This window comes from Geodermatophilus sp. SYSU D00663, assembly GCF_054050655.1.
The window spans coordinates 1-23,466 of the sequence record NZ_JBJGZT010000009.1 but is presented as its reverse complement, the minus strand read 5'-3'; the positions used below and the strand labels follow the sequence as shown (position 1 = coordinate 23,466).

Genomic DNA, 23,466 nt, shown 5'->3' with positions numbered 1-23,466 from the left:
GAGGACCCGCTGATGCGCCTGTACGCCGCCCGACCCGACGCCCGCCTGCGCCAGGTGGCGGCCGACGCCGGACTGCTGGCTTGGGCCGTGCTGTGGGTGCTGGTGGCGCGCGCGGTGCACGGGGCGGTGCTGGCGCTGGCGGCGCCCGGCCGGGCGGTGGAGGACCTCGGGACGTCGGTCGCCGACAGCATGGGCGCGGCCGCCGACGCCGCGCAGGACGTGCCGGTGGTCGGCGACGAGCTGTCCTCCCCGTTCGACGCGCTCGGCGACGCCGCGGGCTCCGTGCGGGGCGCCGGGCAGGCGGCGCAGGACGCCGTCGGCACGCTCGCGCTGCTCCTCGCCGTCGTCCTCGTGGTGCTGCCGGTGGGCTGGCTGCTGCTGCGCTGGCTGCCGTGGCGGCTGCGCTGGGTGCAGGAGGCGACGGCGGTGGAGCGGCTGGTCGGCGGCCTCGACCCGGACCTGCACCTGCTCGCCGCCCGCGCCGTCGCCACCGCCCCGCTCCCCCGGCTGGCCGCGCTGCCGCCGGGGACCGGCGCGGCCTGGCGGGCCGGCGACCCCGCCGCGGTGCGGGCGCTGGCCGCGCTGGAGGCCGGGCGGCTGGGGCTGCGGCTGCCCGTCCCGGACGCGGCGGGCTCCGGCGCCACCGCGCCGCCGCTCTCGGGTTGAGGACGCGGCCACCGGTGCCGATGTCACCTCCCGAGCCGGGAGGTGACCGTGGGACGAGCGAGACGGCGGCGGGGCCCGTCAGCCGGCGGGATCGCCGGGCGGGTGGCCGCCGTGGCGGCGGTGGGGCTGGTCGTGCTGTCGGCACCGGCCACGGACCTCGCCGCGCAGGTGACCGCGTCCTGGGCGCCGTTCCGCGACGCGGGCGCCGCCGACGGCCCGGAGCCCGCCCGCGTGGCCGACGCGCCGCAGCCGGTCGCGGCGGCGCCCGGGCCGGTGGTCGACGCCCCGGTGCTCGCGCTGCCGGTGCCGCGCCGGCTGCACGTCGAGGTGCCGAGCCCGCTGGTCCCGCGCGGCGAGCCGCTGCAGACCACGCCGCCGCCCGCGCAGTGCGGCGGCTACGGCGGCCTGCGCCAGGTGCCGCCGGGCGTCGTCCCGGGGGTGGGGTCGGCGACGGTGAGCTGGCAGGCCGACGGCCGGGAGTCGGTGCAGGGCTACCGGGTGACGGCGGTCGGCCAGCAGCTGGTCCCCGGCCCGCAGCCGGCGCCGCCGCAGGTGACCGTCGGGCAGCGTGGCGACTGCGGCGAGGTGACCGCGGGCATCGGCGGGCTGACCAGCGGCGTCCCCTACGTCTTCTGGCTCGAGGAGCTCGTCCTCGACGCCGGCACGCAGGTCACCGAGTACGAGCAGGTCGGCTGGTCCAGCCCCGTCGTCATCGCGTGACGGCCCCCTTGCAGGGTCCCGCCGCGAGCGCGCGAGCGGTGGGGGCGAGAGGGTCCGTCAGGTGGCGTCGACGGGGCGCAGGCGTGGGCCGGCGGCGCGGTGCTGGGCGGCGGCGAGCAGGCCGATGACGGCGGCGGCGTTGCGGATCCGCCCGTCGAACACCCACTGCACGGCGTCGTCCAGCGGCACCCGCTCGACGGTCATGTCGAGCTCCTCGTGCTCCACGGTGAAGCCCTCGGGCCGGTCGACGTCGGACAGGCCCTCGGCGAGGTAGACCAGCACCAGCTCGTCGCAGAAGCCCGGGGTGCTGAAGCTGGTGGTGAGCAGCGACCACCGCTCGGCGGCCATGCGCACCTCCTCGGCCAGCTCCCGCTTCGCGGTCTCCAGCGGCGGCTCGCCGTCGGCGTCGCGCAGGCCGGCGGGCAGCTCCCACAGGTAGCCGCCGACCGGGTGCCGGTACTGCCGGAGCAGCACGACCTGCCCGTCGTCGCCCAGCGCGACGACGGCGACCGCGCCCGGGTGGCGGACCACCTCGCGCACGCTGTCGCCGCCGCCGGGCATGGCGACGGTGTCCTTGACCAGCGAGATGACCCGCCCCTCGTAGACCGTCTCGCTGTCGAGGACGCGGTAGTCGCCGTCGGCGGCCGGCTCGGTCACCTCAGATCCCGACCTTCTCCGCCTCGGCCTCCACCGGCACCGGCAGCCGGGCGGACTCGGCGCGGTCGATGGCCGCGTCGACGAACGCCGCGAACAGCGGGTGCGGGCGGGTGGGGCGGCTCTTGAGCTCCGGGTGGGCCTGGGTGCCGACGAAGAACGGGTGCACCTCGCGCGGCAGCTCGGCGAACTCGACCAGCAGGCCGTCGGGCGAGGTGCCGCTGAACACCAGGCCGGCGTCGGAGAGCCGGTCGCGGTAGGCGTTGGCCACCTCGTAGCGGTGCCGGTGCCGCTCGGTGATCTCGGTCGAGCCGTAGGCGGCCGCGGCCTGCGAGCCCTTGAGCAGGTGCGCCGGGTAGCTGCCCAGCCGCATGGTGCCGCCCAGCCCGCGCTCGCCGGCGATGACGTCGACCTGGCTGGCCATGGTGGCGATGACCGCGTCGGGGGTGTCGGGGTCGAACTCGGCGGAGTTGGCCTGCTCGAGCCCGGCCACGTTGCGGGCGTACTCGATGACCATGCACTGCAGGCCCAGGCACAGCCCCAGGGTCGGGATGCCGTTGGTGCGGGTGTAGCGGATCGCGCCGAGCTTGCCCTCGATGCCGCGGACGCCGAACCCGCCGGGGATGCACACGCCGTCGACGTCGGACAGCGCGGCCGCCGCCCCCTCGGGGGTCTGGCAGTCGTCGGAGGGCACCCAGCGGATCTGCACCCGGGCGCGGTGGGCGAACCCGCCCGCGCGCAGCGCCTCGCTGACCGACAGGTAGGCGTCGGGCAGGTCGACGTACTTGCCGACCAGCGCGATCGTCACCGTCTGCTTCGGGCGGTGCACCCGCTCGAGCAGGTCGCCCCACACGGTCCAGTCGACGTCGCGGAAGGGCAGGCCCAGCCGGCGGACGACGTAGGCGTCCAGGCCCTCGCGGTGCAGCACCTTGGGGATGTCGTAGATCGACGGCGCGTCGGGGCAGGAGATCACGCCCTCGGCGTCGACGTCGCACATCAGGCTGATCTTGCGCTTGAGGCCGGTGCCGATCTCGCGGTCGGCGCGGCAGACCACCGCGTCGGGCTGGATGCCGATGTTGCGCAGCGCGGCGACCGAGTGCTGCGTCGGCTTGGTCTTCAGCTCGCCCGACGGCGCGATGTAGGGCACCAGCGAGATGTGCAGGAAGAAGCAGTTGTCCCGGCCGATCTCGTGGCGCACCTGCCGGGCGGCCTCGAGGAAGGGCAGCGACTCGATGTCGCCGACGGTGCCGCCGATCTCGGTGATGACGACGTCCACGCCCTCGTCGTCCTCGGTGCCGGACTCCGCGGCGGCGAGGATGCGGGACTTGATCTCGTTGGTGATGTGCGGGATGACCTGCACGGTGTCACCGAGGTACTCCCCGCGCCGCTCCTTGGCGATCACGTCGGAGTAGACCTGCCCCGTGGTGACGTTCGAGCGCCGGCCGAGGTCGGTGTCGAGGAACCGCTCGTAGTGGCCGACGTCGAGGTCGGTCTCGGCGCCGTCCTCGGTGACGAAGACCTCGCCGTGCTGGAACGGGTTCATCGTCCCGGGGTCCACGTTGAGGTACGGGTCCAGCTTCTGCATGGTCACCCGCAGGCCGCGGGCGGACAGCAGAGCGCCGAGGGAACTGGCCGTCAGGCCCTTGCCGAGAGAGGAGACAACTCCACCGGTGACGAAGACGAACTTCGTCGGCTGGGAGTTGTGGAGGAGCCCGCGATCACGCATTCCAGGTCGACCCACGGGAACCCACCGTAACACGGTCCGGGTCCTCGTCCCGGCTGTCCGCGGGCACGCCCCGCCGGCCCGGCGCCGTCGTGGCCAGCGTCACCAGCAGCGGCACGAGCAGCGCGGCGGCGGTCGCGGGCAGCGCGACGCCGGAGTCGTTGACCGCGGCGCCCAGGGCCAGGCTCAGCGCCGCGGCGACCAGCCCGGCGCGCAGCACGGCCGCGTCGGCCGGGCGCAGGCCCGAGCCGCCGTCGCGGAGCAGGCCGGGACCGCGCAGCAGCGCGGGCCGGCGGCCGCGCACCAGCCAGACGGCGGCCACGAGCGCCACCGGCAGCATCCAGGCCAGCGCGCTGCCGAGCAGGATGCCGACGTTGGCCGAGGCCTTGCGGCTCACCACCGTCCACGCCTCGCCGGTGAGCAGCTGCTCGACGAACCGGCCGAGGTGGCTGCGCTCGGCGGCCGGCCGCAGCCAGTCCAGGAACGCCAGCGTGCCGACGGCGACCACCCCGGCGCCGAGCACCGCGGCCAGCCGCACCGCGGTCACGCGCACGCCGGTGAGCAGCATCGCCAGCAGCAGGAAGCCGGGCAGCACCGCGAGCACGCCGCCGAAGTCGCGGCCGAGCCCCGGCGCGCCGACCAGCACCACGGTGGCCAGCCCGGCGCCCAGGACGACGGCGCCGGTGACCCGCCGCGCCCGCCGCCCGCCGTCGTCCCGCCCGGCGCGGCGGCCCGCCGCGGTGGCGACGACGGCGGTGCCGACCAGCGCGGCCGCCGCCAGCAGGCCGGAGGTGAGGTTGCCGTAGCCGGTGAACCGCCCGGCGACGATCGCGTCGTAGCCGAGCAGCCCGTCCAGCTCCAGCGACGAGCCGGTGAGCACGTCGGCGACCAGCGTGCCGACGGTGACCGCGAGGACGGCCAGCGGCGGCCCGCCCCGGCGGCGGCGCCACGGCCCCAGGACGGCGACCGCGACCACCGCGGCGTCGGCCACCAGCAGCGCCCCGGCCAGCGCCCACCGCGGCGAGCCGGCGCGCTCCCAGGGCAGCAGCCCGGCCAGGTAGGTGGCCACCGGCAGCGCCGCGGCCGCCAGGGCCGCGAGCTCCAGCACCGGCCGCAGCCGGGCGCGCGGCCGCGCGCCGCGGGTGAGGCCGAGCACGAGCACGCCGAGGACGACGACGGCGGCCTGCACCGCCACCAGCGCCGTGAAGAACGTGCCGGTGCTGCGGTGGTGGGTGACCGCGGCGGTGTTGGCCCGCTCCAGCTCCGCGACCGCCTCCGCGGTGGCCGGACGGCCCCCGGCCACGGTGAGCGGCTGGCCGTTGACCGACGCCGGCTGCTCGAGGTCCAGCGCGCGCAGCACGGTCGGGGCGACGTCGATGAGCTGGGTGAACGGCGCCCGGCCGGTGCTGGCCGACGTCAGCCACCCCGGTCCGGGGAACCCGGGACCCGAGGCGATGCCCACGTGCAGCTGCGGGCGGCCGTCGTTGACCTCCGAGACGCCCTGCACCAGCAGCAGCGTCTCGCCGGGCAGCGTGTCCACGGCGGCGCGCAGCCGGGCCACCTGCTCGTCGACGGCGGCCAGCGCGGCCTCGCGGGAGACCGGGTCGGTGCCGGTCTCGCTGCCCTCGGGCGCGGGGACGCCGGCGTCGACCAGGCCGTCGAGGGAGACCAGCGTGAGCGGGCAGGGCTCCAGCAGCGCGGCCAGCGCCGCCGGGTCGGCCGGCAGCGCGTCCTCGCGGGTCAGCCCGACCCCGGGCGCGGCCACGGCCAGCGCCGCCGCCCGGCCGACGACCGTCGCGCAGCCGACCGCGGCGCCGAGGGCCCCCGGCTCGGCGCCGAAGCGGGCGCTGGCGTCGTCCTCGGCGACCGCGCGGACGGCGCTGAGCGGATCGGCCAGCCCCGCCTCCGCCAGCCGCTCCTGCAGCCCGCAGTGCGACAGCTCGGGGCTGGCCGGCGGCCCGGCCGGCACCGGCTCCTGCGAGGGGGCCGCGCCGGACCCGCCGGGGGCGTCCGGTGTCTCCCCCGGCAGCGGCACGGTGGGCAGCGGGACCATCGGCAGCATCTCGTCCGGCGCCGGGAAGCGGGCCCGGTTGCCCGCGCCGAGGGTGGCCCAGCCGTCGAGCAGGCAGGTGGTGGAGCGGGCCGCGCGCACCGACACCGCCCCGACCGGCGAGGTGTCGGCCAGCTCCCACAGGGCCGGCGTCCGCCCGGGGTCGACGTCGTCCCACACCAGCCCGGGCACGCCGACGACGAGCACCCGGTCGGCGCGCCGGCCGTCGTCCGCCGCCGCCGATCCGGGCAGCCCGAGGGCGAGCAGCGCCAGCAGCACGGACAGCAGGACGGCGGCGCGCCTCACCGCGGGGGCCCCAGCAGCTCGCGGTAGACGGCGACCAGGGTGCGGGCGGTGGCGGCCTCGTCCGGCCAGCCCGCCGCCCGCGCCCGCCCGACCTCGGCCAGCGCGGCGGCGCGGGCGGGGTCGGCCAGCAGGTCGGCGACCGCGCCGGCCAGCGCGGCGGCGTCGCCGGGGGGCACGAGCAGCGCGCCGTCGCCGAGCAGCTCCGGCAGCCCGCCGGTGCGGGTGGCGACCAGCGGCGTGCCGGCCCGCAGCGCCTCCTGGGCGGTGAGCGAGCGCGCCTCCCAGCGGGAGGGCAGCACGACCAGGTCGGCGGCGGCCAGCAGGTCGGCGACGTCGTCGCGGCGGCCGAGCAGGGTCACCGGCAGCCGCTGCGCGGCGATCCGGGCGGACAGCTCGGCCTCCAGCGGCCCGTCACCGGCGATCGCGACCAGCGGCGCGCGGTCACCGGCCGCGCCACGGGCCAGGGTCGCGGCGGCGTCGAGGAGGACGTCGTAGCCCTTCTGGGGGTGCAGCCGCCCGACGGCGAGCACCAGCGGGCGGCCGTCGGCCAGCCCCAGGCCGGCGCGGACCTCGTCGCGGGACCGGCGGGCCGGCGGCAGCGCCGGCGCCGACACCGGCGCCACCCGGACGTCGCGGGCGCCGAGGCGGCGGGCGTTGTCGGCGAGGTCGCCGGAGGCGGCCAGCACGACGTCGGCGGCGCGGACGGTGGCCCGTTCGGCGGCGGCCAGCACCCGGCGGAGCGGGCCGGAGCGCTCGGGCAGCGCGTTGTGCAGGGTGACCACCAGCGGGCGGCGGGTGCCGCCGCGCACCGCGGCGGCGGCGACCAGGCCGGCCCGCAGCCCGTGGGCGTGCACGAGGTCGGCCCCGGCGGCGGCGCGGCGCAGCGCGAGCACCGCGCGGGTGTCGGCGAGCGGGTCGAGCCCGGCGGAGATCTCCACCGGGGTGAAGCCGGCCGCGGCGGAGAAGCCGAACAGCGCGTCGGTGGCCGCGGGCCCGCAGACGGTGACCCCGGCGCCCGCGCCGGCCAGCGCGGGCAGCACCGAGCGCAGGTGGGTGCCGACGCCGCCGGTGCTGGTGGCGAGCACCTCGGCCACCCGGCGGCCGGCCAGCGGTCGGGCCTCAGCCACCGTGCACCTCCGTCCCCCCGGGCGTCCGCAGCGCGCGCGCCGCCGCGGTCAGGGGGCGGCGCGCCGTCCCCATCATGACCGCCGCCGCCACCGCGGTCACGGTCGCCGCCGCCAGCAGCCCCGCCCCCGCCGTCGCGAGCAGCGAGCCGCCGGGCACCGGGTCGGCGCCCAGTGCGCGGGCGACCGCGAGGCCCGCGGCCGCGCCCGCCCCGGCGGCGAGCAGCGCCGGCAGCCCCAGGCGGGCCAGCCCGGCCAGCCCCGTGGGCCCGGCCGTCCGCGCCGTGACGACGAGCAGGCCGAGGCCCGCGGCGGTCACCCCGGCGCTGTGCCCGGCGGCCAGCGCCAGCGCCCGGTCCGCGACCGGCAGCGCGGTGGACAGGACGACGTCGGCGGCCACGGCGAGCAGCCACCCGCCGAGCACGCACGCCGTCGGCGCCCGCCACAGCCCGCGGGCGTAGAGCGCCCGGGTGAGGACGGCGACCAGGCCGTAGCCGACCAGGCCCGGGGCGAAGGCGACGACGGCGTCGCGCAGCGCGGCGACCCGGTCGGCCTCCCCGTCGACGAGGAACACCCGCGCCATCGGCCCGGCGACGGCGGCCAGCACCGCGGCGGCCCCGGCGCTGGCGGCCACGACCAGCGCGGTGACCGGCGCCAGCGCGCGGCGGTAGCCGGGCAGGTCCCCGACCGCGGCGCGCTCGGCCATGAGCGGGTAGGCGGAGGTGGCCAGCGGCACCGCGACCGCCGCCCACGGCACGAGGAACAGCGTGAGCCCGGCGGTGTAGGCGACCTGGGTGCCGTCGGGCCCGTCGCCGGCCAGCCGGATGGCGACCGCGGCCACCAGCTGCTGCCCGGCGAGGGTGAGCACCCCGGCGACCGCCAGCCGGCGCACCTGAGGCGCCGCGCCCACCGGGAACCGCAGCGCGGGCCGCAGCCCCAGGTGCAGCCCCCGCACCGGCAGCAGCACCGCCAGCGCCAGGGCCAGCACGCCGAGCGTCGTCCCGACGCCGAGGACCAGCTCGCCCGTCGTCGTCAGGTCCCGGACCTCCCGGCCGCCGCCCGTCCACGCGAAGGCGGCGTACGCGGCGGCGACGACGACGCTGGACAGCAGCGGCGCCAGGGCCGGCCAGGCGAAGCGGCGGTGGGCCTGCAGCACGCCGGTGGCGACGACGGCGAGGCCGTAGAGCACCACCTGCGGCGCGAACACGACGAGGAAGCGGGCGGCCAGGTCGACCTCGGCGGGCGTGCCGCCGCCGAGCAGCAGCTCGGCGACCGGGTGCGCGAGGACGGCGAGCAGCGCGGCCAGCGGCGCGAGCACCAGCAGCGTCCAGCCCAGCAGCGCCGAGGCGGTCCGGCGGACCTGCTCGCGGTCCCCGGCGGCGATGCCGGCGGCCAGCATCGGCACGACGAGGGAGGCCAGCGCCCCGCCCGCCACCACCTCGAAGACGATGTTCGGGACGGCGTTGGCCGCGGTGTAGGTGTCGCCGGTGCTGTCCGCGCCGACGGCGTTGGTGAAGACCAGCGTGCGCCCGAAGCCGGCGAGGCGGGCCAGCACGGTGAGGACGGCGATCAGCGCGGCGGCGCCGGCGACCCCCTGTGCGACGCGGCGGCCGGGCGGGCGCACCGCCGGTCCGGCGCTCACGCCGGGCGGCGGCCGAGCCGGTCGAGCTCCCGCAGGCCCGGCGTGGCCTCGATGACCCGGGTGAAGCTGACCCGCTCGCTGGCGAGGGTGAGCGCGGTGACCGCGGCCAGCAGGCCCGCGCGCGCCGGGCGCGAGGGGACGGCGGCGGCCCGGAGGCCGAGCACCGCGCCGAGGGCGTTGGCGCCGGCGTCGCCGAGCATCACCCGCTCGCCGAGGTCGGCGGGCAGCACCGCCAGCGCCGCGCCGAGCGGACCGGCGGCCAGGCCGCCGGCCGGGCCGCGCAGGCCCGCCGCGGCGGCGAGCGCGCCGGCCTTGGCCGCGCGGCCGGGGCGCAGGTCGAGCAGGTTGACCAGGTTGGCGGTGCCGGCGACCAGGCCGGTGGTGAGGACGGCGTCGGCGATCCCCCGCCTGCCTCGGGCCCCATGCCCGCCTGCCGAGAGCAGCGCCGCGACCGCGGCGGCCGCGCCGATCCCGGCGACCTTGACCGCGCCGGCCGACACCCGGCCGGCCCGCAGCGCGGCGAGGTGCCCGGCGAGGCCCTTGTCCCGCGCCTGCTCGGGGCGGGCACCGGCGAGGTCGTCGTAGCCGCCGACCAGCCCGGACACCGCCCCGGCGACGGCGGCGGCGGCGCGGGTGCCGGCCGGGGCGCCGAGCACGGCGCCGGCGGTGGCGGCCGCGGCCAGCGCCGGCCCGCCGAGCAGGGTCACCGGCCGCCCGGCGTAGTTGGTGCGCCGCCACGGGGCGCCGACGGGGCGGGCGTCGAGCGCGGCCGCGGCGGCGAGACCCGCCCGGGCGGCGGCCGCGCCGGCGGCGGCGAGCAGGAACCGGCGGCCGGTCGTGCGGCGCGGGAGCCGGCGGCCGGTCACGGGGTGGTGGCGGGCACCGGCGGGACCGGCTGGGTGTCCTCCCCGGTGCCGTACTTGCCGGAGGTGCCCTCGCGCTCGCGGCCCAGCGCCAGCACGGTGCTGATCTGGCCCGAGGGGCTGGTCACGTTGTCCACCGAGGAGACCGCCGCGGAGACCGCGGGGTCGGCGCGCACGACGCCCACCAGGCCGGTCTCCCCCGCCGAGTCGGCGTCGCCGGCCACGACCGCGCCCGAGCCCTCGGCGTCGAGGGCGGTGACCAGGTCCAGCAGCACGTCGTTGCGGTCGGCGGCGTCCTCGCCGGTCGGCGCCCCGGCGGTGAGCACCACGGCGAAGTCGGCCGGGGTGACCGACGCGGAGTCCTGGGAGAGGACCTCCAGCGCCGACAGCCCGGCCAGCACGGTGGACACCGCGGCGGTGTCGGGGGCCGGGGTGCCGTCGGCCGGGACCATGAGGACCTGGGCGAGCAGCGCGCCGACCAGCTGGCCCGTGTCGTCGGTCTCGGGCAGCACGACGCCGGCCGGGCGGCCGGGGCCGGTCACGTAGCTCTGCAGGCCCGCCTCGCTGGCCGGGTCGCTGTACTCCGGCGCCAGCGAGACCTGCCCGGAGATCGTCCCGCCGGCCTCGGTGACCAGCGCGGTGACCTCCTCGACGGTGTCGGTGGTGACCTCCTCGGAGGCCTGCACCAGCAGCACGCTGCGGCCGGTCAGCGCGCCCTGCACCAGGGCCGGGGCGACGGCGGACTCGAAGGCCTGGCTGCTGTCGACCTGCGTCTGCAGGTCCTGGGTGGTGTCCTCCAGCGCGCGCTTGTCGTCCTGCAGCGAGGTGACCTGGCCCTGCAGGTTGTCCAGCAGCGGGCCCGACAGCTGGGTCGCGCCGATCACCAGCCCCAGGGCGATCGCGAGGAACACCGCGATCAGGGAGACCAGGTGGTACCGGAAGTCGATCACGAGAAGAGGTTCTCCAACCAGAACACGAAGCTGTCCCACTGGTCGACCAGCAGGTCGAAGTAGATCCGCCCGGCGGTGGTGACGGCCAGGGCGGCGACGATGGCGACCAGCGCGGCGAGCACGAGCACGACCAGCGCGGCGGTCGAGATGCGGCTGCGGTAGAGCCGGCTCACGCCCTTGGCGTCGACCAGCTTGCCGCCCAGCCGCAGCCGGGTGAGGAAGGTCGAGGCCATGCCGCCGCGCCCCTTGTCGAGGAACTCCACCAGCGTGGCGTGCGTGCCGACGGCGACGATGAGCTTGGCGCCCTTCTCGTCGGCCAGCAGCATCGCGATGTCCTCGCTGGTCGCCGCGGCCGGGAAGGTGATCGCGTCGACGCCGAGGTCCTGCACCCGCTTGAGGCCGGGGGCGCGGCCGTCGACGTAGGCGTGCACGACGACCTCGGCGCCGCTCTTGAGGACGTGGTCGCTGACCGAGTCCATGTCGCCGATGATCATGTCCGGCGAGTAGCCGGCCTCGATGAGCGCGTCCGCGCCGCCGTCGACGCCGATGAGGACCGGCCGGTAGTCCCGGATGTAGGACCGCAGCGCCTGCAGGTCCTCCTTGTAGTCGTAGCCGCGGACGACGACGAGCACGTGCCGGCCCTCGATGGCCGTCTGCACGTCGGGCACGCCGACGCCGTCGAGCAGCAGCGCGCGCTCGCGCTTCATGTACTCCATCGTGTTGGTGGCGAACGCCTCCAACTGCGTGGACAGCCCGGCCTTGGCCTCGGCCATCGCGGTCGCGACGGTCTCCGGCGTCTGCTCGGTGCCCTTCGCGACGGCCGTGCCGTCGGGGCCGTAGAGCGTGTCGCCCTCGACGCGGACCTGCGCGCCCTCCTTGAGCGCGGCGAACACGTCCTTGCCGACGCCGTCGACGAGGGGGATGCCGGCCGCGGTGATGATCTCCGGGCCGAGGTTCGGGTAGCGCCCGGAGATGCTGGGCGCGGCGTTGACGACGGCGCCGACCCGGGCGGCGACGAGGGAGTCGGCGCTGACCCGGTCGATGTCCACGTGGTCGATGACGGCGATGTCGCCGGGCCGCAGGCGCTTGGTGAGGTTCTTCGTGCGACGGTCCAGCCGGACGGTGCCGCTCACCCCGGGTGCCGCCTCCTGGGCCCGGCTCCGTCGCAGGGTGCCGATGCGCATTGGCCGATGGTCCCACGCACGCCGTCGGCGGTTCTCCTCCGACGCGCAACTGCAACGGCCTGGTCACGCAGGGTGTCCGACACCACGGCCGACGCGACACGCCCGGCACGCACGTCCCACCAGCACCGCTCCATCTCCCAGCGGCGCTGTCTAGCGTTGCCCGCTGTGACACGTGGGGCTCCTGCTGCCAGCATCCCGGCGACCCGTCCCGGGGCCGCGGAGGAAGGGCCGGAGACGACGGCTCCCCCGCACATCCGCGCTGTGCCCGGGGGCCCGGCGCCCGCACCGGTCCCCGTGCCCGGCCCGCCGCCCGCCCCCGCCGGGCGGCCCGGGGACGCGCCGGCCGGGGAGCGTCGGGCCGCCCGGCGGCGGGAGCGGCGCGGCTCGGGCGTGCGGGAGCGCCGGCGGCGGGAGACCCACGACCGGATCGTCGACGCCGCCGCCGAGCTGTTCGCCGAGCGCGGCTTCGACGCGGTGAGCGTCGTGGAGATCGCCCAGCGCGCGGGCGTGGTGGAGAAGACGGTCTTCAACCACTTCCCGGTCAAGGAGGGGCTGGTCCTCGCCGCCGACCCGCCGATGCGGGCCGCGCTGCTCGACGCCGTCGCCACCCGCCCGGCCGGGGAGTCGGTGGCCGCGGCGGCGGGGACGTTCGTCGTCCGGGCGATGTCCATGCTCGGCACGCCCGAGGCCGCCGAGGGCGTGGCCGCGATGGCCCAGGTCGTCCGGGGCTCGCGGACGCTGCAGGCCCGCGAGCGGGAGATCCTCGGCGAGCTCACCGCGGCGCTGGCGGCGCAGATCCGCGCGGAGACCGGCGCCGGCGACGGCGCGGTCGAACCCGAGCTCACCGCCGCGGCGGTCACCGCGCTCTACGGGCGGCTGCTGGAGCTGGCCCGCGACCGGGTGCTGGCCGGCGTCACCGGCCCCGAGCTGGCCGAGGAGCTGCGCACCGCCGGCCGCCGCGGGCTGTCGCTGCTGCAGTTCGGCCTGGCGGGCTACGCGAAGCGCCGCTGACCGCGCCGGCCGAGGGCTCGCCGCGACCGTCGAGCTCACCGCCGCGGACGGCGGCGCCCCGCGGGCGGGCACCCGACGGCGCTGTGCGTGCCGCTGGGCTGAGCGCCCGGCTCAGGCCGGCAGCTGCAGCGCCCGCAGTAGCTGGTCGGCGCGGTCGCCGGGGATGTCCGGGTCCTTCGTGAACAGCGCGACGGCGACCATGTACTCGTCGTCGCCGGCCCATCCGCGGCCCTCCGCGACGATCCGGCGGATCTGCTCGCGCACCTTCGGCTCGCTGCTGTAGGGCCCGTAGTCCAGGCCCATGGCGAGGAAGTTGACCACCCGGTAGCCGAGGTCGGCGGCGGTGCTGACGGTGGTGACCGGATCGGCGTAGCTGGCGACCGCGGTGACCACGTGGTCGTAGCCGGCCTTGAGCAGCTGAAGGGTGAGGTCGTTGCCGCGGACGCCGCCCCACAGCTCGGGCATGAGGATGTCGCGGTCGGGCGCCGGGATGTAGGGCGGGTTGGCGATCGCGGTGGTCACCGGCTCGCCGCCGGCGGCGTCGGCCTGGTCGAAGAAGTCGCCGAGCTCGACGGTGTAGCGGTCGGCGACCCCGCGCTCGGCGATGTTGGCCCGCGCCTTCCGCACCGAGTCCTCGCTGATGTCGTAGCTGCGGACGCGCAGGCCGGGCAGGCCCTGCACGACGTCGGCGATCGCCGAGGCGTCACCGGTGCCCAGCTCGACCAGCGGCGCGGTCTCCCACCCCAGCTGCTCGCGGTACTGCTGCAGCAGCATGCAGACCGAGAAGCCGTAGTGCGCCGACTCGTCGGCGGAGCTGAAGCAGCTCACCGGTCACCCCCGGCGGTCCGGGCGGGGCAGGCCGCGGCGAGGGGTGACGGGAGCGGGACGTCGGCGCGCACGGGTCCCGCCTACCCCCGTCACGCGATCGACACTCCTGCGTCCCACCACCCGGTCGTGTACGACCGGCCGGGCTCCTACGCGGTGCGCGCCGCGGCGGCGACGGCGAGCAGCTCGCGGGCGTGCGCCTGCCCGGTCTCGCTGTCGGCGAGGCCCGAGAGCATGCGCGCCAGCTCCCGCACCCGGTCCTCGCCGTCGACGGCCCGGATGTCGGTGGCGGTGACACCCGCGGCGGTGTCCGGGGACTTGTCCACCACGAGGTGGGTGTCGGCGAAGGCGGCCACCTGCGCGAGGTGGGTGACGACGACGACCTGGTGGTCGCGGGCCAGCCGGGCCAGCCGCCGCCCGATCTCCCCGGCCGCCTGCCCGCCGACGCCGGCGTCGACCTCGTCGAACACCATCACCGGCACCGGGTCGGCGCCGGCGAAGACCACCTCGATCGCGAGCATCACCCGGGACAGCTCACCGCCGGAGGCGCCGCGGTGCACCGGCCGTGGCGGGGCGCCGGGGTGGGCGGCCATGAGCAGCGCGACCTCGTCGACGCCGTCGGGCCCCGGCTGGTCGGGGTGGCTGTCGATCGAGAAGGAGACCCGCGCGCTCTTCATCGCCAGGCCCGCGAGCTCCCGGCCCACCTCGGCGGCGAACCCGTCGGCGGCGGCGCGGCGGCCGGCCGACACCCGGGCGGCGAGGTCGTCGACCTCGGCGCGGGCGGTGTCGCGGGCGGCCTCCAGCGCCTCGAGGGCCTCGTCGGAGACGTCGAGCGCGTCGAGCTTGGCGCGCGCGTCCTCGGCCCAGCGCAGGACGCCGGCCAGCCCCTCGCCCGGGTCGGCGTACTTGCGCACCACCGCGGTGATCGCCGCGCGCCGGTCGAGCACCTCGGCCAGCCGGGCGGGGTCGGCGTCGAGGTCGGCGACGTAGCCGGCCAGCTGCACGCTCACGTCGGACACGACCGCGACGGCGTCGGCGAGGTCGCGGGCGAGCAGGACCAGCGCGGGGTCGTCGGTGCCGGCCAGCGCGCGCTCGGCGGTGGCCAGCGCCGCGGTGGCGTCCTGCGGCAGCCCCTCGGCGCCGAGGTCGCCGGTGACGTCGCCGACCAGCGCCGTGCGCGCCTCGTCGACCGCGGCGCGCAGCGCGTCGGCGTCGCCCAGCCGCTTGGCCTGCGCGTCGAGCGCCTCGTCCTCGCCCGGCTCGGGCGCCAGCGCCTCGATCTCGTCCAGGCCGTGCCGCAGCACCTCGGCGGCCTGGGCCAGCTCGCGGGCCTGGCCGCGGCGGCGGTCGAGGTCGGCGGCGAGCTCCCGCCACCGCGCGTAGGCGGCGCGGTAGGTCTCCAGCAGCTGCAGGTGCGCCGGGCCGGCGTAGCGGTCGAGGGCGTGCCGCTGCTCGGCCGGGCGGGACAGCCGCAGCTGGTCGCTCTGCCCGTGCACGGCCAGCAGGCCCTCGGCGAGCTCGGAGACGACGCCGACCGGCACGCTGCGCCCGCCCAGGTGCGCCCGCGAGCGGCCCTCGGCGTTGACCGTGCGGGCGAGGATCAGGCTGCCGTCGTCGTCGGGCTCGGCGCCGGCGTCGGCGGCCCGCTCCCACACCGGGGAGTCCGGCGGCAGCTCGAGCCGGCCCTCGACGCCGGCCCGCCCGGTGGCGCGCACCCGGCCGGGGTCGGCGCGGCCGCCGAACAGCAGGGTCAGGCCGGTGACGACCATCGTCTTGCCGGCGCCGGTCTCACCGGTGACCACGGTGAGGCCGCGGCCGAGCTCGAGGGTGACGTCGTCGATGGCGCCCAGGCCGCGGATGCGCAGCTCGGTCAGCCGGCCGAGGCCGTGCGCGGTGCGCGGTGCAGCGTCCTCGCGGCGGGCGGGCGGGCGGCCGCCGTCGGTGTCGGCCGGGACGGCGGGGTCGGCGGCGGGCGCGGTGCGCGCGCGGCCGGTGCGCTCACGCGTCGGGGTCCGCGGCGCCACCGCGCACCTCCTCCCGGACGCCCCCGTCGCCGTTGCCCGGGTAGGACACGACGTCGCGGGCGAGGACGTTCCGTGAGGACCGCAGCTCGTGGCCGGGGTCGTGCCGGCGGACCTCGCGGAAGCCGCGCACCGGCAGCCCGAACTTGGCGACCAGCCGGTCCCCGAACGTCGTCGTGTGCACCCGCGCGATGCGCACCGGCCGGGCCGCGCGCCGCACGTCGACGCGGCCGCCGTCGGGGACGTCGAACGCACGCCGGCCGTCGGCCGAGACCCGGGCGCGGTTGCCGTCGGGCGGGACCGCGACCGAGAGCACGGCGTCGGGCGAGGTGACCAGCGGCCGGGAGAACAGCGCGTGCGCGTTGCTGGGGACCAGCAGCATCGCCTCGACGTCGGGCCACACCACCGGGCCGCCGGCGGAGAACGCGTAGGCGGTGGAGCCGGTGGGGGTGGCGAACAGGACGCCGTCGCAGCCGAAGCTGGTCAGCGGCCGCCCGTCGATGGAGACCACCACGTCGAGCACCCGCGAGCGCTCGGCCTTCTCCACCGACACCTCGTTGAGCCCCCACGTCCCGGCGACGACGTTGCCGGCGGCGTCGAGCACGTCGACCTCGATGGCCAGCCGCTTCTCGACCGCGTACGCGCACTGCTCGATCGCCGTCAGCGTCTCCTCGACCGCCTCCGGCTCGGTCTCGGCGAGGAAGCCGACGCGGCCGAGGTTGACGCCCATGAGCGCGGCGTGGCTGTAGCGGGCGAGCTCGGCGGCGCGCAGGAAGGTGCCGTCGCCGCCGAAGACCATGACGATCTCGGCGCCGCGGGCGGCCTCGGCGTCGGCGGGGACCACCTCGGCGCCCTCGATGCCGAGCGCCTCGGCCTCGTCGTCGAGCACGCGCACGGTGATGCCGGCGCGTGCCAGCCGCGCGGCGGAGCTGCGGGCCAGCTCGGTGATGTCCTGCCGCCCGGTGTGCACGGCCAGCAGCACGTGCCGCCCGCCTCCCGGGCGCCATCCGCCCTGGCCGGCCTCGCTCATCGGTCCTCCTCGATCCGGGCTGCTCTGCCCGCCTGTGCCCTGTGCCGCGGTGTCCGCCGCCGGTCCCCAGCGTCCCCCCGGACGGGCGTGCCCGCCCGGCCGGTCCCCCGCGTCACCGTGGTCCCTCCGCGACGGCGCGGCGCACGTCCTCCTCGGCCGGCGCGCCGGCGTCGCGGCGCAGCCGCAGGAAGAACTCGACGTTGCCGGCCGGGCCGGGCAGCGGGCTGGCGACCACGCCGGCGGTGCCCCAGCCCAGCGCGGCCGCGGCCTCGGCGACCTCGAGCACGGCCGCCGCGCGCGCCGCCGGGTCCCGGACCACCCCGCCCGAGCCCAGCCGCTCGCGACCGACCTCGAACTGCGGCTTGACCATGGGCAGCAGGTCGGCGTCGTCGGTCGCGCAGGCGGTGAGCGCGGGCAGCACCAGCCGCAGCGAGATGAACGACAGGTCGGCGACCACCAGGTCGGCCGGGCCGTCGATCTGCTGCGGCGTCAGCGTGCGGACGTTGGTGCGCTCGTGCACCCGCACCCGGTCGTCGGTGCGCAGCGACCAGGCCAGCTCGCCGTAGCCGACGTCGACGGCGACCACCTCGCGGGCACCCCGGCTCAGCAGCACCTCGGTGAAGCCCCCGGTGGAGGCGCCGGCGTCCAGGGCGCGGCGGCCCTCGACCGGCACGGCGAAGGCGTCCAGGGCGCCGATCAGCTTGTGCGCGCCGCGGGAGACCCAGCGGTGCTCGTCGGGGTCGGTGCGGACGACGACGGGCGTGCCGGCCTCCACGCCGGTGGCCGGCTTGGTGGCGGCGCGCCCGGCGACGGCGACCCGCCCCTCGGTGATCAGCTCGACGGCGTGCTCGCGGGAGCGGGCCAGGCCCCGGCGGACCAGCTCGGCGTCGAGTCGGCTGCGGCGCGGCATCAGAGCTGGTCGATCGTGCCGAGCTCGCGCTTCAGCCGGTCGTGCTCGGCCTCGAAGACGGCGACGTGCTCCCCCACCGGGCGCTGCGCCAGGTCGGCGAACCGTGTCCCCGGCTGCTCGGGCACGTCGGTGCCCTGGTCGGCGTCCGTCGCGTCGACGACCGGCCCCGCGGGGACGGGCCGGGCCGGGACGCCCGCGGGACCGGGCCGCGGCGGGCCGGGGACCGGTCGCGGCCGGGTCGGCTCGGTCATGGCGCTGACCTCTCGGACGGGAGGGGGGACGGGGTCGCCGGACGGCGGGCACGGGGCGGCGCGGTGCGGCGCCCCTGGCCCGCGAGGGTACCGGCCGGGGACGACGGCGCGGGCCGCCCGAGGACACTGCGGACACCCCGTCGGCTCGCCCGGCCGCTCGTGCCGGCGCGCTGTCTCACCGCTCCGCCAGCCCCCACGCGGTGAGCGCGCGGCGCGCCTCCCCGTCCGCGGCGAGCACCCTGGCCGGCCCGCCCCCGGGCGTTCCCGTCCAGGCGGCGAGGCACAGGGCGCGGAGCCCGTCCAGGCCGTCGCCGGCGCCCTCCCCGACGCGCAGCTCCAGCAGGCCGTCGCCGTCCGCGGTGGCCAGCCAGCCTCCGCAGCGCCACCCGCCGTCCTCGGCGGTGACCGGCGGGTGCGGCACCAGCAGCCCGCCGGCGTCGGCGGCCAGCAGGTCGGGACGGTGCAGCGGGCCGGCGGCCAGCAGGGTGGCGGGGACGGTGACCCCGCTGAGGACGAGCAGGCTGGCCGCGCCGGCCCGGTGGCTGCCCTCGACGTCGGTGTCCAGCCGGTCGCCGACCACCAGGGGGCGCTCCGCCCCGGTGCGGCGGACGCACTCGGCGTGCATGGCGGGGTCCGGCTTGCCGGTGACCAGCGGCTCGCGGCCGGTGACGTCGCGGACCACGCCGACCATCGCCCCGTTGCCGGGCAGTGGACCCCGCGGCGAGGGGATGGTCGCGTCGGCGTTGGTGGCCACGTGGCGGGCGCCGTTGCGGACGGCGACCACCGCCTCGGCCAGCTGCGCCCAGCCCACCTCGCGGCCGTAGCCCTGCACCACCGCGGCCGGCTCGTCCTCGGCGCGCTCGACGACGGTGAGCCCGGCCGCCCGCAGCGCCGCCGCGACACCGGGACCGCCGACGGGCAGCACCCGCGCGCCCGGCCCGAGCATCCCGGCCACGACCGACGCCGCCGCCTGGGAGCTGGTGATGACCTCGTCCGCGCTCGCCGGTACGCCGAGGTCGGTCAGGTGCCGGGCCACCTCCTCCGGCGGTCGGGCGGCGTTGTTGGTGACGAAGCCCAGCCGCATCCCCCGCTCGCGGGCGGTGGCGAGGGCCTGCGGCACGCCGGGCACCGCGTCCGGCCCGACGTAGACGACGCCGTCGAGGTCCAGCAGCGCGACGTCGTGCACCTCGGCCGGCGGCCGGGGGCTGCCGGCCGCGAGAGCCGGCCGCGCGGACGGGTCGCTCACGCCGTTCCCCCTCCCGACGCCCGCCGCGCCCGCACCCCGCGCAGGGCGCGGGCGTAGTGCGCCTGGTCCGGGCGCATGGCGACCGCCAGCGCGAGGTGCTCGGCGGCCAGGCCCAGCTCGCCGGCGCGGCTGGCGGCCATGCCGAGGCCGAACTGGGCGTAGTCGTCGGTGGGGTTGACCGCCGCGAGCTCGGCGAAGCTGTCGAGGGCGTCCCGGTAGCGCCCGGCGTCGTACTGCGCGCGGGCCAGCGCCTCGAGGATGCTGCGCGAGCCGGGCTCGGCCTCCGCCGCCCGGGCGAGCAGGGTCGCCGCGGCCGCCGGGTCGCCGCCGCTGAGCAGGTCCAGGCCGCGCCGGTACCACTCGTAGACCCCGCCCCCGGGCACACCCCCGCCCGGGAGGTCGTCCTCCGGTGAGCCTGCTGTCGACACCGCTGTCCTCCCGCTCCTGCCGCTCGCGTGCGCGCCGGCCGGTGCGAGGCCCGGCAGGGACCGGGGACCCGGCTGCCGCGGCGGTGCGTGGCCGACGGCTCCTACGATCCCGTCGTGCACTCGTCGTCGGCGGGCCCTCTGCCCCACGCTGTGGCGGGACTGGACGTCCGTCCGTTCCGGGCCCTGACCTACCGGCGACACGACCCCGGGCACCTGGCCCGAGTGAGCTCGCCAGCCTACGACCTGGTGACGCCGGACGGCCGCGAGCGGCTGGCCGCCGCCGATCCGCACAACATCGTCCGCCTCATCCTGCCCGGCGGCACGTCCGGACCCGGCACGGCCGGGGCCACCGGCCCCTGCGGCGGCAGCACCGGCGAGGGCACCGCGGCCCGCGCGGCCCGCACGCTGCGCGAGTGGGAGGACGCCGGGGTGCTGGTCCGGGACGGCGAGGCGGCCCTGTGGCTGTACGAGATGCAGCCGGTCGAGGGCGCGGCCACGGTCGGCTGGCTGGGAGCGGTCGCGGTCGCCGCCGCGGGTGGCCGCGCGGTGCTGCCGCACGAGGACACCTTCCCGGCCGCCGTCGAGGGCCGCCGGGCGCTGCTCGCGGCCACGGCCACCGACCTCGAGCCGATCGTCCTGGCCCACGACCCGGAGCCGGAGGTCGCCGCGCTGACGCAGGCGGCGCCGGGCGGCCCGCCCACGATGGACGTCACCGATCCCGACGGCGTCCGGCACCGCCTGTGGCGGGTCGCCGACCGGGAGGTGCTGCGCCGCCTGTCCGGGGCCCTCGCCCGCACCGGGGCGGTGATCGCCGACGGCCACCACCGCTTCGCCGCGGCACGCGCGCTGCACCGGGCCCGTCCCGACGGCGACTGCCGGGTGCTCGCGCTGCTGACGCCGATGGGCGCCGGCGGGCTGCGGGTCGAGGCGATCCACCGCGTCGTGCCCGACCTCTCCCTCGACGTGGCCGCGGAGGCCGCCGCCCGCGGCTTCACCGTCACCGAGGTCCCCGCCGGCCCTGACCCCGACGACCTCGAGGTCGCCGTCCGGCGGGCGCACGCCTCGGCCGGGGGTCTGTTCCTGCTCAGCGACGGCCGCCGGCTGCTGCGCCTGTCCGAGCCGTCGGCCGAGGTCCGGGCGACCGTGCCGGCCGAGGCGCCGCCGGCCTGGCGCGGACTCGACGTCGTGCTGGCCACCACCGGGCTGATCGGGCACCTGTGGGGCCGGCCCGACGACCCCGGGTCGGTGCTCGTCGCCCACGACGTCCCCGAGGCGCTGGGTCTGGCCGACCGGCGCCACGGGGTGGCGCTGCTGCTGCGGCCGCCCTCCCCCACGGACGTCGCCGCGGTGGCGCGGGCGGGCGCCCGGATGCCGCGCAAGTCGACGCTGTTCGTGCCCAAGCCGCGGACCGGGCTGGTCCTGCGCCCCCACGGGGACTGACCGACGGCGCCGGCCCGGCCCGCCGCCGGTCACGCCGTCCGCACCGTCCCCCCGGCACCGCTCCGCGGCACCTTGCGACCGCGCCGGCAGTTGACCTCGCACACCGAGGCCGTGCCGCCCGGCGTGCGCCAGAACCGCCGCTGCAGTGCGCCCTCGACCTCGACGACGTCCCCGGCCTCCCAGACCGCCACCCGCCGCTGCAGCGCGCGGTCGTAGGTGACGCAGGTCAGCACGTCGACCGACTGCCCGCGGGCCCGGGTCTCGGGGCGGCGCACCACCAGGCGGAAGGTGACCAGGGTGTCCCCGCTGGGGAGGGCCTTGAGCTCCGCGGGGGCCGAGAGCCGCCCGCGGAGCACCACGTCGTTCCGGTCGATGACTGCCACGCTCATGGCGGCAGCCTCACCCGGCCGCGGACGCCCGGGAGGCGCCCCGGGGCGCCTGTGGACCGGCGGCCGCCGTGTGGACGACGGGGACTCGATCGTCGGTGGTCAGTGCCCCGGCTCGTCCTCGGCGGGCGGCTCGACCTCACCGAGCAGCTCGGCCACCTCGCGCTCCACGTCCGCGTCGAAGTCCAGCTCGTCGTCCCCCGCGTCGGCGTCGTCCCCGTCCGCCGCCACGGCGTCGTCGTCCGCGGCCGGATCGACGTCGGGGACCTCCGGCAGCTCCTCCTCGCCGAACGCGACGTCGTCCTCCTCGGGCGCGGCAGCGGCCACGGCCTCCTGCCAGGCGTCGGCGGCCGGGTCGTCGGTGGCGGTGAGGAGGTCGGCGTAGGCGACGGCCAGCCGGCGGGTGGGCTCGTCCTCCCAGTCCACGCCGTCGGGCCGGGGCCGTCCGCCGAGCGCCCCCTCGAGCACCAGCCGGGCCGCCGGCTCCTCACCGAGGTCCTGACGGGCGCCCGCCTCGACGAGTCGCAGCTCCACGGTCTCGTCGCGGTCGGGCTGTTCGGCCAGCGCCTCGCGGACCAGCCGCAGCGCCACCTCGGGACGTCCCTGCGCCCGCTCGCAGTCGGCCAGCACGGCCCGGTAGCCCTGGTCGCCGCTCATCCGCCGGTAGGCGCGGAGCTCACGCGAGGCCTCGGCGTAGTCACCGGCGTGGTAGGCGGCGACACCCACGGCCTCCCGCACCAGGGCGATCCGGGACGCCCGGTCGCGCGCCGCCCGGGCGTGCGCGAGCGCCTGCTCGGGGTCCTCGTCGACGAGCGTGCCGGCGACCACCAGGTGCCGCGCGACCGTCTCGGCGTTGCGGAAGTCGAGCCCCCGGAGGCCGGCGCGGACGGCGGGGTCGAGGTCTCGCGGGTCGGCCCAGTCGGGCAGCAGGGGGCCGGCGGGCGCCGGGGGCGTGCGGTCCACCCGGGCCGGCCCACCGGGGCGGCTGCGACGGTCCTCGCTCGGCCGGCGCTCGCGCCAGTTGCCCCCACCCGAGCGGTCGGGACGTCCCGCACCCGACGGGCGGCCGGCGGCCTGGTCCCGGTCCCGGCCGGCAGGGCGCTCGCTCCGGTCCGCCGGGCGGGCGGAGCGGCGGTCCTCCCAGGAGCGGGCGCCGCCCTGGGGGCCGGCTCCGCGGCCGTCCCGGCCACGGTCGCCGCCGGGACGGTCCCCGGACGGGCGGCGGTCCCGCCACGCGCCCTCCGGCCGGTCGCCGCCACCGGTCCGGCGATCACGCCAGGAGCCCTCGGTGCGGTCGGCACCGGGACGCCGGTCCTGCCAGGACCGCTGCGGGCGGTCACCGCCGGGACGGCGGTCCTGCCACGTCCGCTCGGTGCGATCCCCACCCGGACGGCGGTCCTGACCGGGCCGCTCGCTGCGATCCGCACCGGGACGGCGGTCCTGCCAGGAGCGCTCGGCCCGGTCGCCGGCAGGACGACGGTCCCGCCACGAACCCTCCGACCGTCCACCGGCGACCGGACGGCGGTCCTGCCACCCCGCGTCACCACGGGCGCCACCGGCGCGCGGCTCCTGCTGGCCTCCGATCCGGCGGCCACCGGCCGGCGGTCGACCGCTGCGCTCACCGGAGGCGGCACCGTCACGGCGGCCCTGGGCGCTCTGTCGGCCGGAGCCGGACCCCCGCTGACCGGTCGCACCCCTGCCGGAGGAGCCACCCGCCCGGTCGTCCCGCCGCGAGCGTGCACCGCCGCGCGGGTCCTGGCCGTCGGGCCGGCCACGTCCGGCGGAGCCTCGTCGAGGAGCAGTCATGTCGTCGTCAGTACCTCGGTCGCAAGGGCGGCACTCGTTCGAGCACCGGAATGGTGTGCCGGACACGCGAAACGGGGGCCGGAGCCAATGGCTCCGACCCCCGTTCCTGAATGGTTGTCCGGCGGCGTCCTACTCTCCCACCCCGTCTCCGGGGCAGTACCATCGGCGCTGAGAGGCTTAGCTTCCGGGTTCGGAATGGATCCGGGCGTTTCCCTCTCGCCATGGCCGCC

The 23,466-nt window shown here is 78.3% G+C and carries 21 protein-coding genes and 1 rRNA gene; 4 read left to right on the top strand and 18 right to left on the bottom strand.

Features of this window, described 5'->3' with window-relative positions; all coding sequences use genetic code 11:
* The first annotated feature begins 12 nt into the window (after positions 1-12).
* Together ACI79Z_RS08820 and ACI79Z_RS08815 are read left to right on the top strand one after the other, a co-directional pair.
* A complete protein-coding gene (locus ACI79Z_RS08820; protein WP_456902379.1) occupies positions 13-666 on the top strand; it encodes a hypothetical protein in 654 nt (217 codons plus the stop codon).
* A gap of 48 nt (positions 667-714) precedes the next feature.
* On the top strand, positions 715-1,386 hold the full coding sequence (locus ACI79Z_RS08815; protein ID WP_456902378.1) for a hypothetical protein: 672 nt from the start codon (positions 715-717) through the stop codon (positions 1,384-1,386).
* A 57-nt stretch (positions 1,387-1,443) separates the two neighbouring features.
* Here ACI79Z_RS08815 and ACI79Z_RS08810 read toward each other — a convergent pair whose 3' ends face one another.
* Genes ACI79Z_RS08810 through steA form a run of 8 tightly spaced genes read right to left on the bottom strand, consistent with a single transcriptional unit; the run spans position 1,444 to position 11,831 of the window.
* Positions 1,444-2,043: an NUDIX domain-containing protein gene (locus ACI79Z_RS08810; RefSeq protein WP_387988046.1), complete on the bottom strand. Its 600-nt coding sequence runs from the start codon at positions 2,041-2,043 to the stop codon at positions 1,444-1,446.
* A 1-nt stretch (position 2,044) separates the two neighbouring features.
* Positions 2,045-3,781 (bottom strand): CTP synthase, encoded by a 1,737-nt coding sequence (locus tag ACI79Z_RS08805; protein WP_456902377.1) that lies wholly within the window; start codon positions 3,779-3,781, stop codon positions 2,045-2,047.
* The gene (locus ACI79Z_RS08800; RefSeq protein WP_456902376.1) at positions 3,759-6,119 is read right to left on the bottom strand and encodes a hypothetical protein; all 2,361 of its coding nucleotides are present in this window, start codon (positions 6,117-6,119) and stop codon (positions 3,759-3,761) included. Before ACI79Z_RS08800 ends, ACI79Z_RS08805 begins: the two co-directional genes overlap by 23 nt.
* Positions 6,116-7,246: a glycosyltransferase family 4 protein gene (locus tag ACI79Z_RS08795; protein WP_456902375.1), complete on the bottom strand. Its 1,131-nt coding sequence runs from the start codon at positions 7,244-7,246 to the stop codon at positions 6,116-6,118. The genes ACI79Z_RS08800 and ACI79Z_RS08795 overlap by 4 nt, the downstream gene beginning before the upstream one ends.
* Positions 7,239-8,885, bottom strand: coding sequence for a murein biosynthesis integral membrane protein MurJ (gene murJ / locus ACI79Z_RS08790; protein WP_456902374.1), 1,647 nt, complete (start codon positions 8,883-8,885; stop codon positions 7,239-7,241). Before murJ ends, ACI79Z_RS08795 begins: the two co-directional genes overlap by 8 nt.
* The gene (locus ACI79Z_RS08785; protein ID WP_456902373.1) at positions 8,882-9,751 is read right to left on the bottom strand and encodes a hypothetical protein; all 870 of its coding nucleotides are present in this window, start codon (positions 9,749-9,751) and stop codon (positions 8,882-8,884) included. The genes murJ and ACI79Z_RS08785 overlap by 4 nt, the downstream gene beginning before the upstream one ends.
* Complete coding sequence (locus ACI79Z_RS08780; protein ID WP_387994394.1) at positions 9,748-10,698, bottom strand: copper transporter; 951 nt, start codon at positions 10,696-10,698, stop codon at positions 9,748-9,750. The genes ACI79Z_RS08785 and ACI79Z_RS08780 overlap by 4 nt, the downstream gene beginning before the upstream one ends.
* Positions 10,695-11,831, bottom strand: a complete 1,137-nt coding sequence (gene steA, locus ACI79Z_RS08775; protein WP_387994397.1) for a putative cytokinetic ring protein SteA — start codon at positions 11,829-11,831, stop codon at positions 10,695-10,697. The genes ACI79Z_RS08780 and steA overlap by 4 nt, the downstream gene beginning before the upstream one ends.
* A 441-nt stretch (positions 11,832-12,272) precedes the next feature.
* On the opposite strand from steA, the gene ACI79Z_RS08770 reads away from it, so the two are divergent.
* Positions 12,273-12,893: a TetR/AcrR family transcriptional regulator gene (locus ACI79Z_RS08770; RefSeq protein WP_456902372.1), complete on the top strand. Its 621-nt coding sequence runs from the start codon at positions 12,273-12,275 to the stop codon at positions 12,891-12,893.
* Between the two features lie 111 nt (positions 12,894-13,004).
* Here the strand turns inward: ACI79Z_RS08770 and ACI79Z_RS08765 are convergent, their stop codons facing one another.
* The 7 genes from ACI79Z_RS08765 to ACI79Z_RS08735 form a co-directional block, all read right to left on the bottom strand.
* A complete protein-coding gene (locus tag ACI79Z_RS08765) occupies positions 13,005-13,721 on the bottom strand; it encodes a methylase (protein WP_456902371.1) in 717 nt (238 codons plus the stop codon).
* 146 nt (positions 13,722-13,867) lie between these two features.
* Positions 13,868-15,742 (bottom strand): DNA repair protein RecN, encoded by a 1,875-nt coding sequence (recN, locus tag ACI79Z_RS08760; RefSeq protein WP_387994404.1) that lies wholly within the window; start codon positions 15,740-15,742, stop codon positions 13,868-13,870.
* A complete protein-coding gene (locus ACI79Z_RS08755) occupies positions 15,717-16,769 on the bottom strand; it encodes an NAD kinase (protein ID WP_387994407.1) in 1,053 nt (350 codons plus the stop codon). The genes recN and ACI79Z_RS08755 overlap by 26 nt, the downstream gene beginning before the upstream one ends.
* Positions 16,770-16,881: 112 nt before the next feature.
* On the bottom strand, positions 16,882-17,679 hold the full coding sequence (locus ACI79Z_RS08750; protein ID WP_387994410.1) for a TlyA family RNA methyltransferase: 798 nt from the start codon (positions 17,677-17,679) through the stop codon (positions 16,882-16,884).
* Positions 17,679-17,930, bottom strand: a complete 252-nt coding sequence (locus ACI79Z_RS08745; RefSeq protein ID WP_456902370.1) for a hypothetical protein — start codon at positions 17,928-17,930, stop codon at positions 17,679-17,681. The genes ACI79Z_RS08750 and ACI79Z_RS08745 overlap by 1 nt, the downstream gene beginning before the upstream one ends.
* 175 nt (positions 17,931-18,105) lie before the next feature.
* The gene (locus ACI79Z_RS08740; protein WP_456902369.1) at positions 18,106-19,176 is read right to left on the bottom strand and encodes an HAD-IIA family hydrolase; all 1,071 of its coding nucleotides are present in this window, start codon (positions 19,174-19,176) and stop codon (positions 18,106-18,108) included.
* On the bottom strand, positions 19,173-19,604 hold the full coding sequence (locus ACI79Z_RS08735; protein WP_387994417.1) for a tetratricopeptide repeat protein: 432 nt from the start codon (positions 19,602-19,604) through the stop codon (positions 19,173-19,175). The genes ACI79Z_RS08740 and ACI79Z_RS08735 overlap by 4 nt, the downstream gene beginning before the upstream one ends.
* An 87-nt stretch (positions 19,605-19,691) precedes the next feature.
* Here ACI79Z_RS08735 and ACI79Z_RS08730 point away from each other — a divergent pair, with 87 nt between their 5' ends.
* Positions 19,692-21,044 (top strand): DUF1015 family protein, encoded by a 1,353-nt coding sequence (locus ACI79Z_RS08730; protein WP_456902368.1) that lies wholly within the window; start codon positions 19,692-19,694, stop codon positions 21,042-21,044.
* Positions 21,045-21,073: 29 nt separating this feature from the next.
* Here ACI79Z_RS08730 and ACI79Z_RS08725 read toward each other — a convergent pair whose 3' ends face one another.
* From ACI79Z_RS08725 to rrf, 3 genes are all read right to left on the bottom strand, one after another.
* A complete protein-coding gene (locus ACI79Z_RS08725; RefSeq protein ID WP_456902367.1) occupies positions 21,074-21,433 on the bottom strand; it encodes a single-stranded DNA-binding protein in 360 nt (119 codons plus the stop codon).
* Between the two features lie 99 nt (positions 21,434-21,532).
* Positions 21,533-22,393 (bottom strand): tetratricopeptide repeat protein, encoded by an 861-nt coding sequence (locus tag ACI79Z_RS08720; RefSeq protein ID WP_456902366.1) that lies wholly within the window; start codon positions 22,391-22,393, stop codon positions 21,533-21,535.
* Positions 22,394-23,352: 959 nt separating this feature from the next.
* Positions 23,353-23,466, bottom strand: a 5S ribosomal RNA gene (gene rrf, locus ACI79Z_RS08715); the annotation flags it as partial.

Bases quoted from the DNA above. Each gene is read 5' to 3' on its own strand.
- ACI79Z_RS08820 (WP_456902379.1), top strand. From the start codon at position 13: ATGCGCCTGTACGCCGCCCGACCCGACGCCCGCCTGCGCCAGGTGGCG.
- ACI79Z_RS08755 (WP_387994407.1), bottom strand. From the start codon at position 16,769: ATGAGCGAGGCCGGCCAGGGCGGATGGCGCCCGGGAGGCGGGCGGCAC.
- ACI79Z_RS08750 (WP_387994410.1), bottom strand. From the start codon at position 17,679: ATGCCGCGCCGCAGCCGACTCGACGCCGAGCTGGTCCGCCGGGGCCTG.
- ACI79Z_RS08745 (WP_456902370.1), bottom strand. From the start codon at position 17,930: ATGACCGAGCCGACCCGGCCGCGACCGGTCCCCGGCCCGCCGCGGCCC.
- ACI79Z_RS08725 (WP_456902367.1), bottom strand. From the start codon at position 21,433: ATGAGCGTGGCAGTCATCGACCGGAACGACGTGGTGCTCCGCGGGCGG.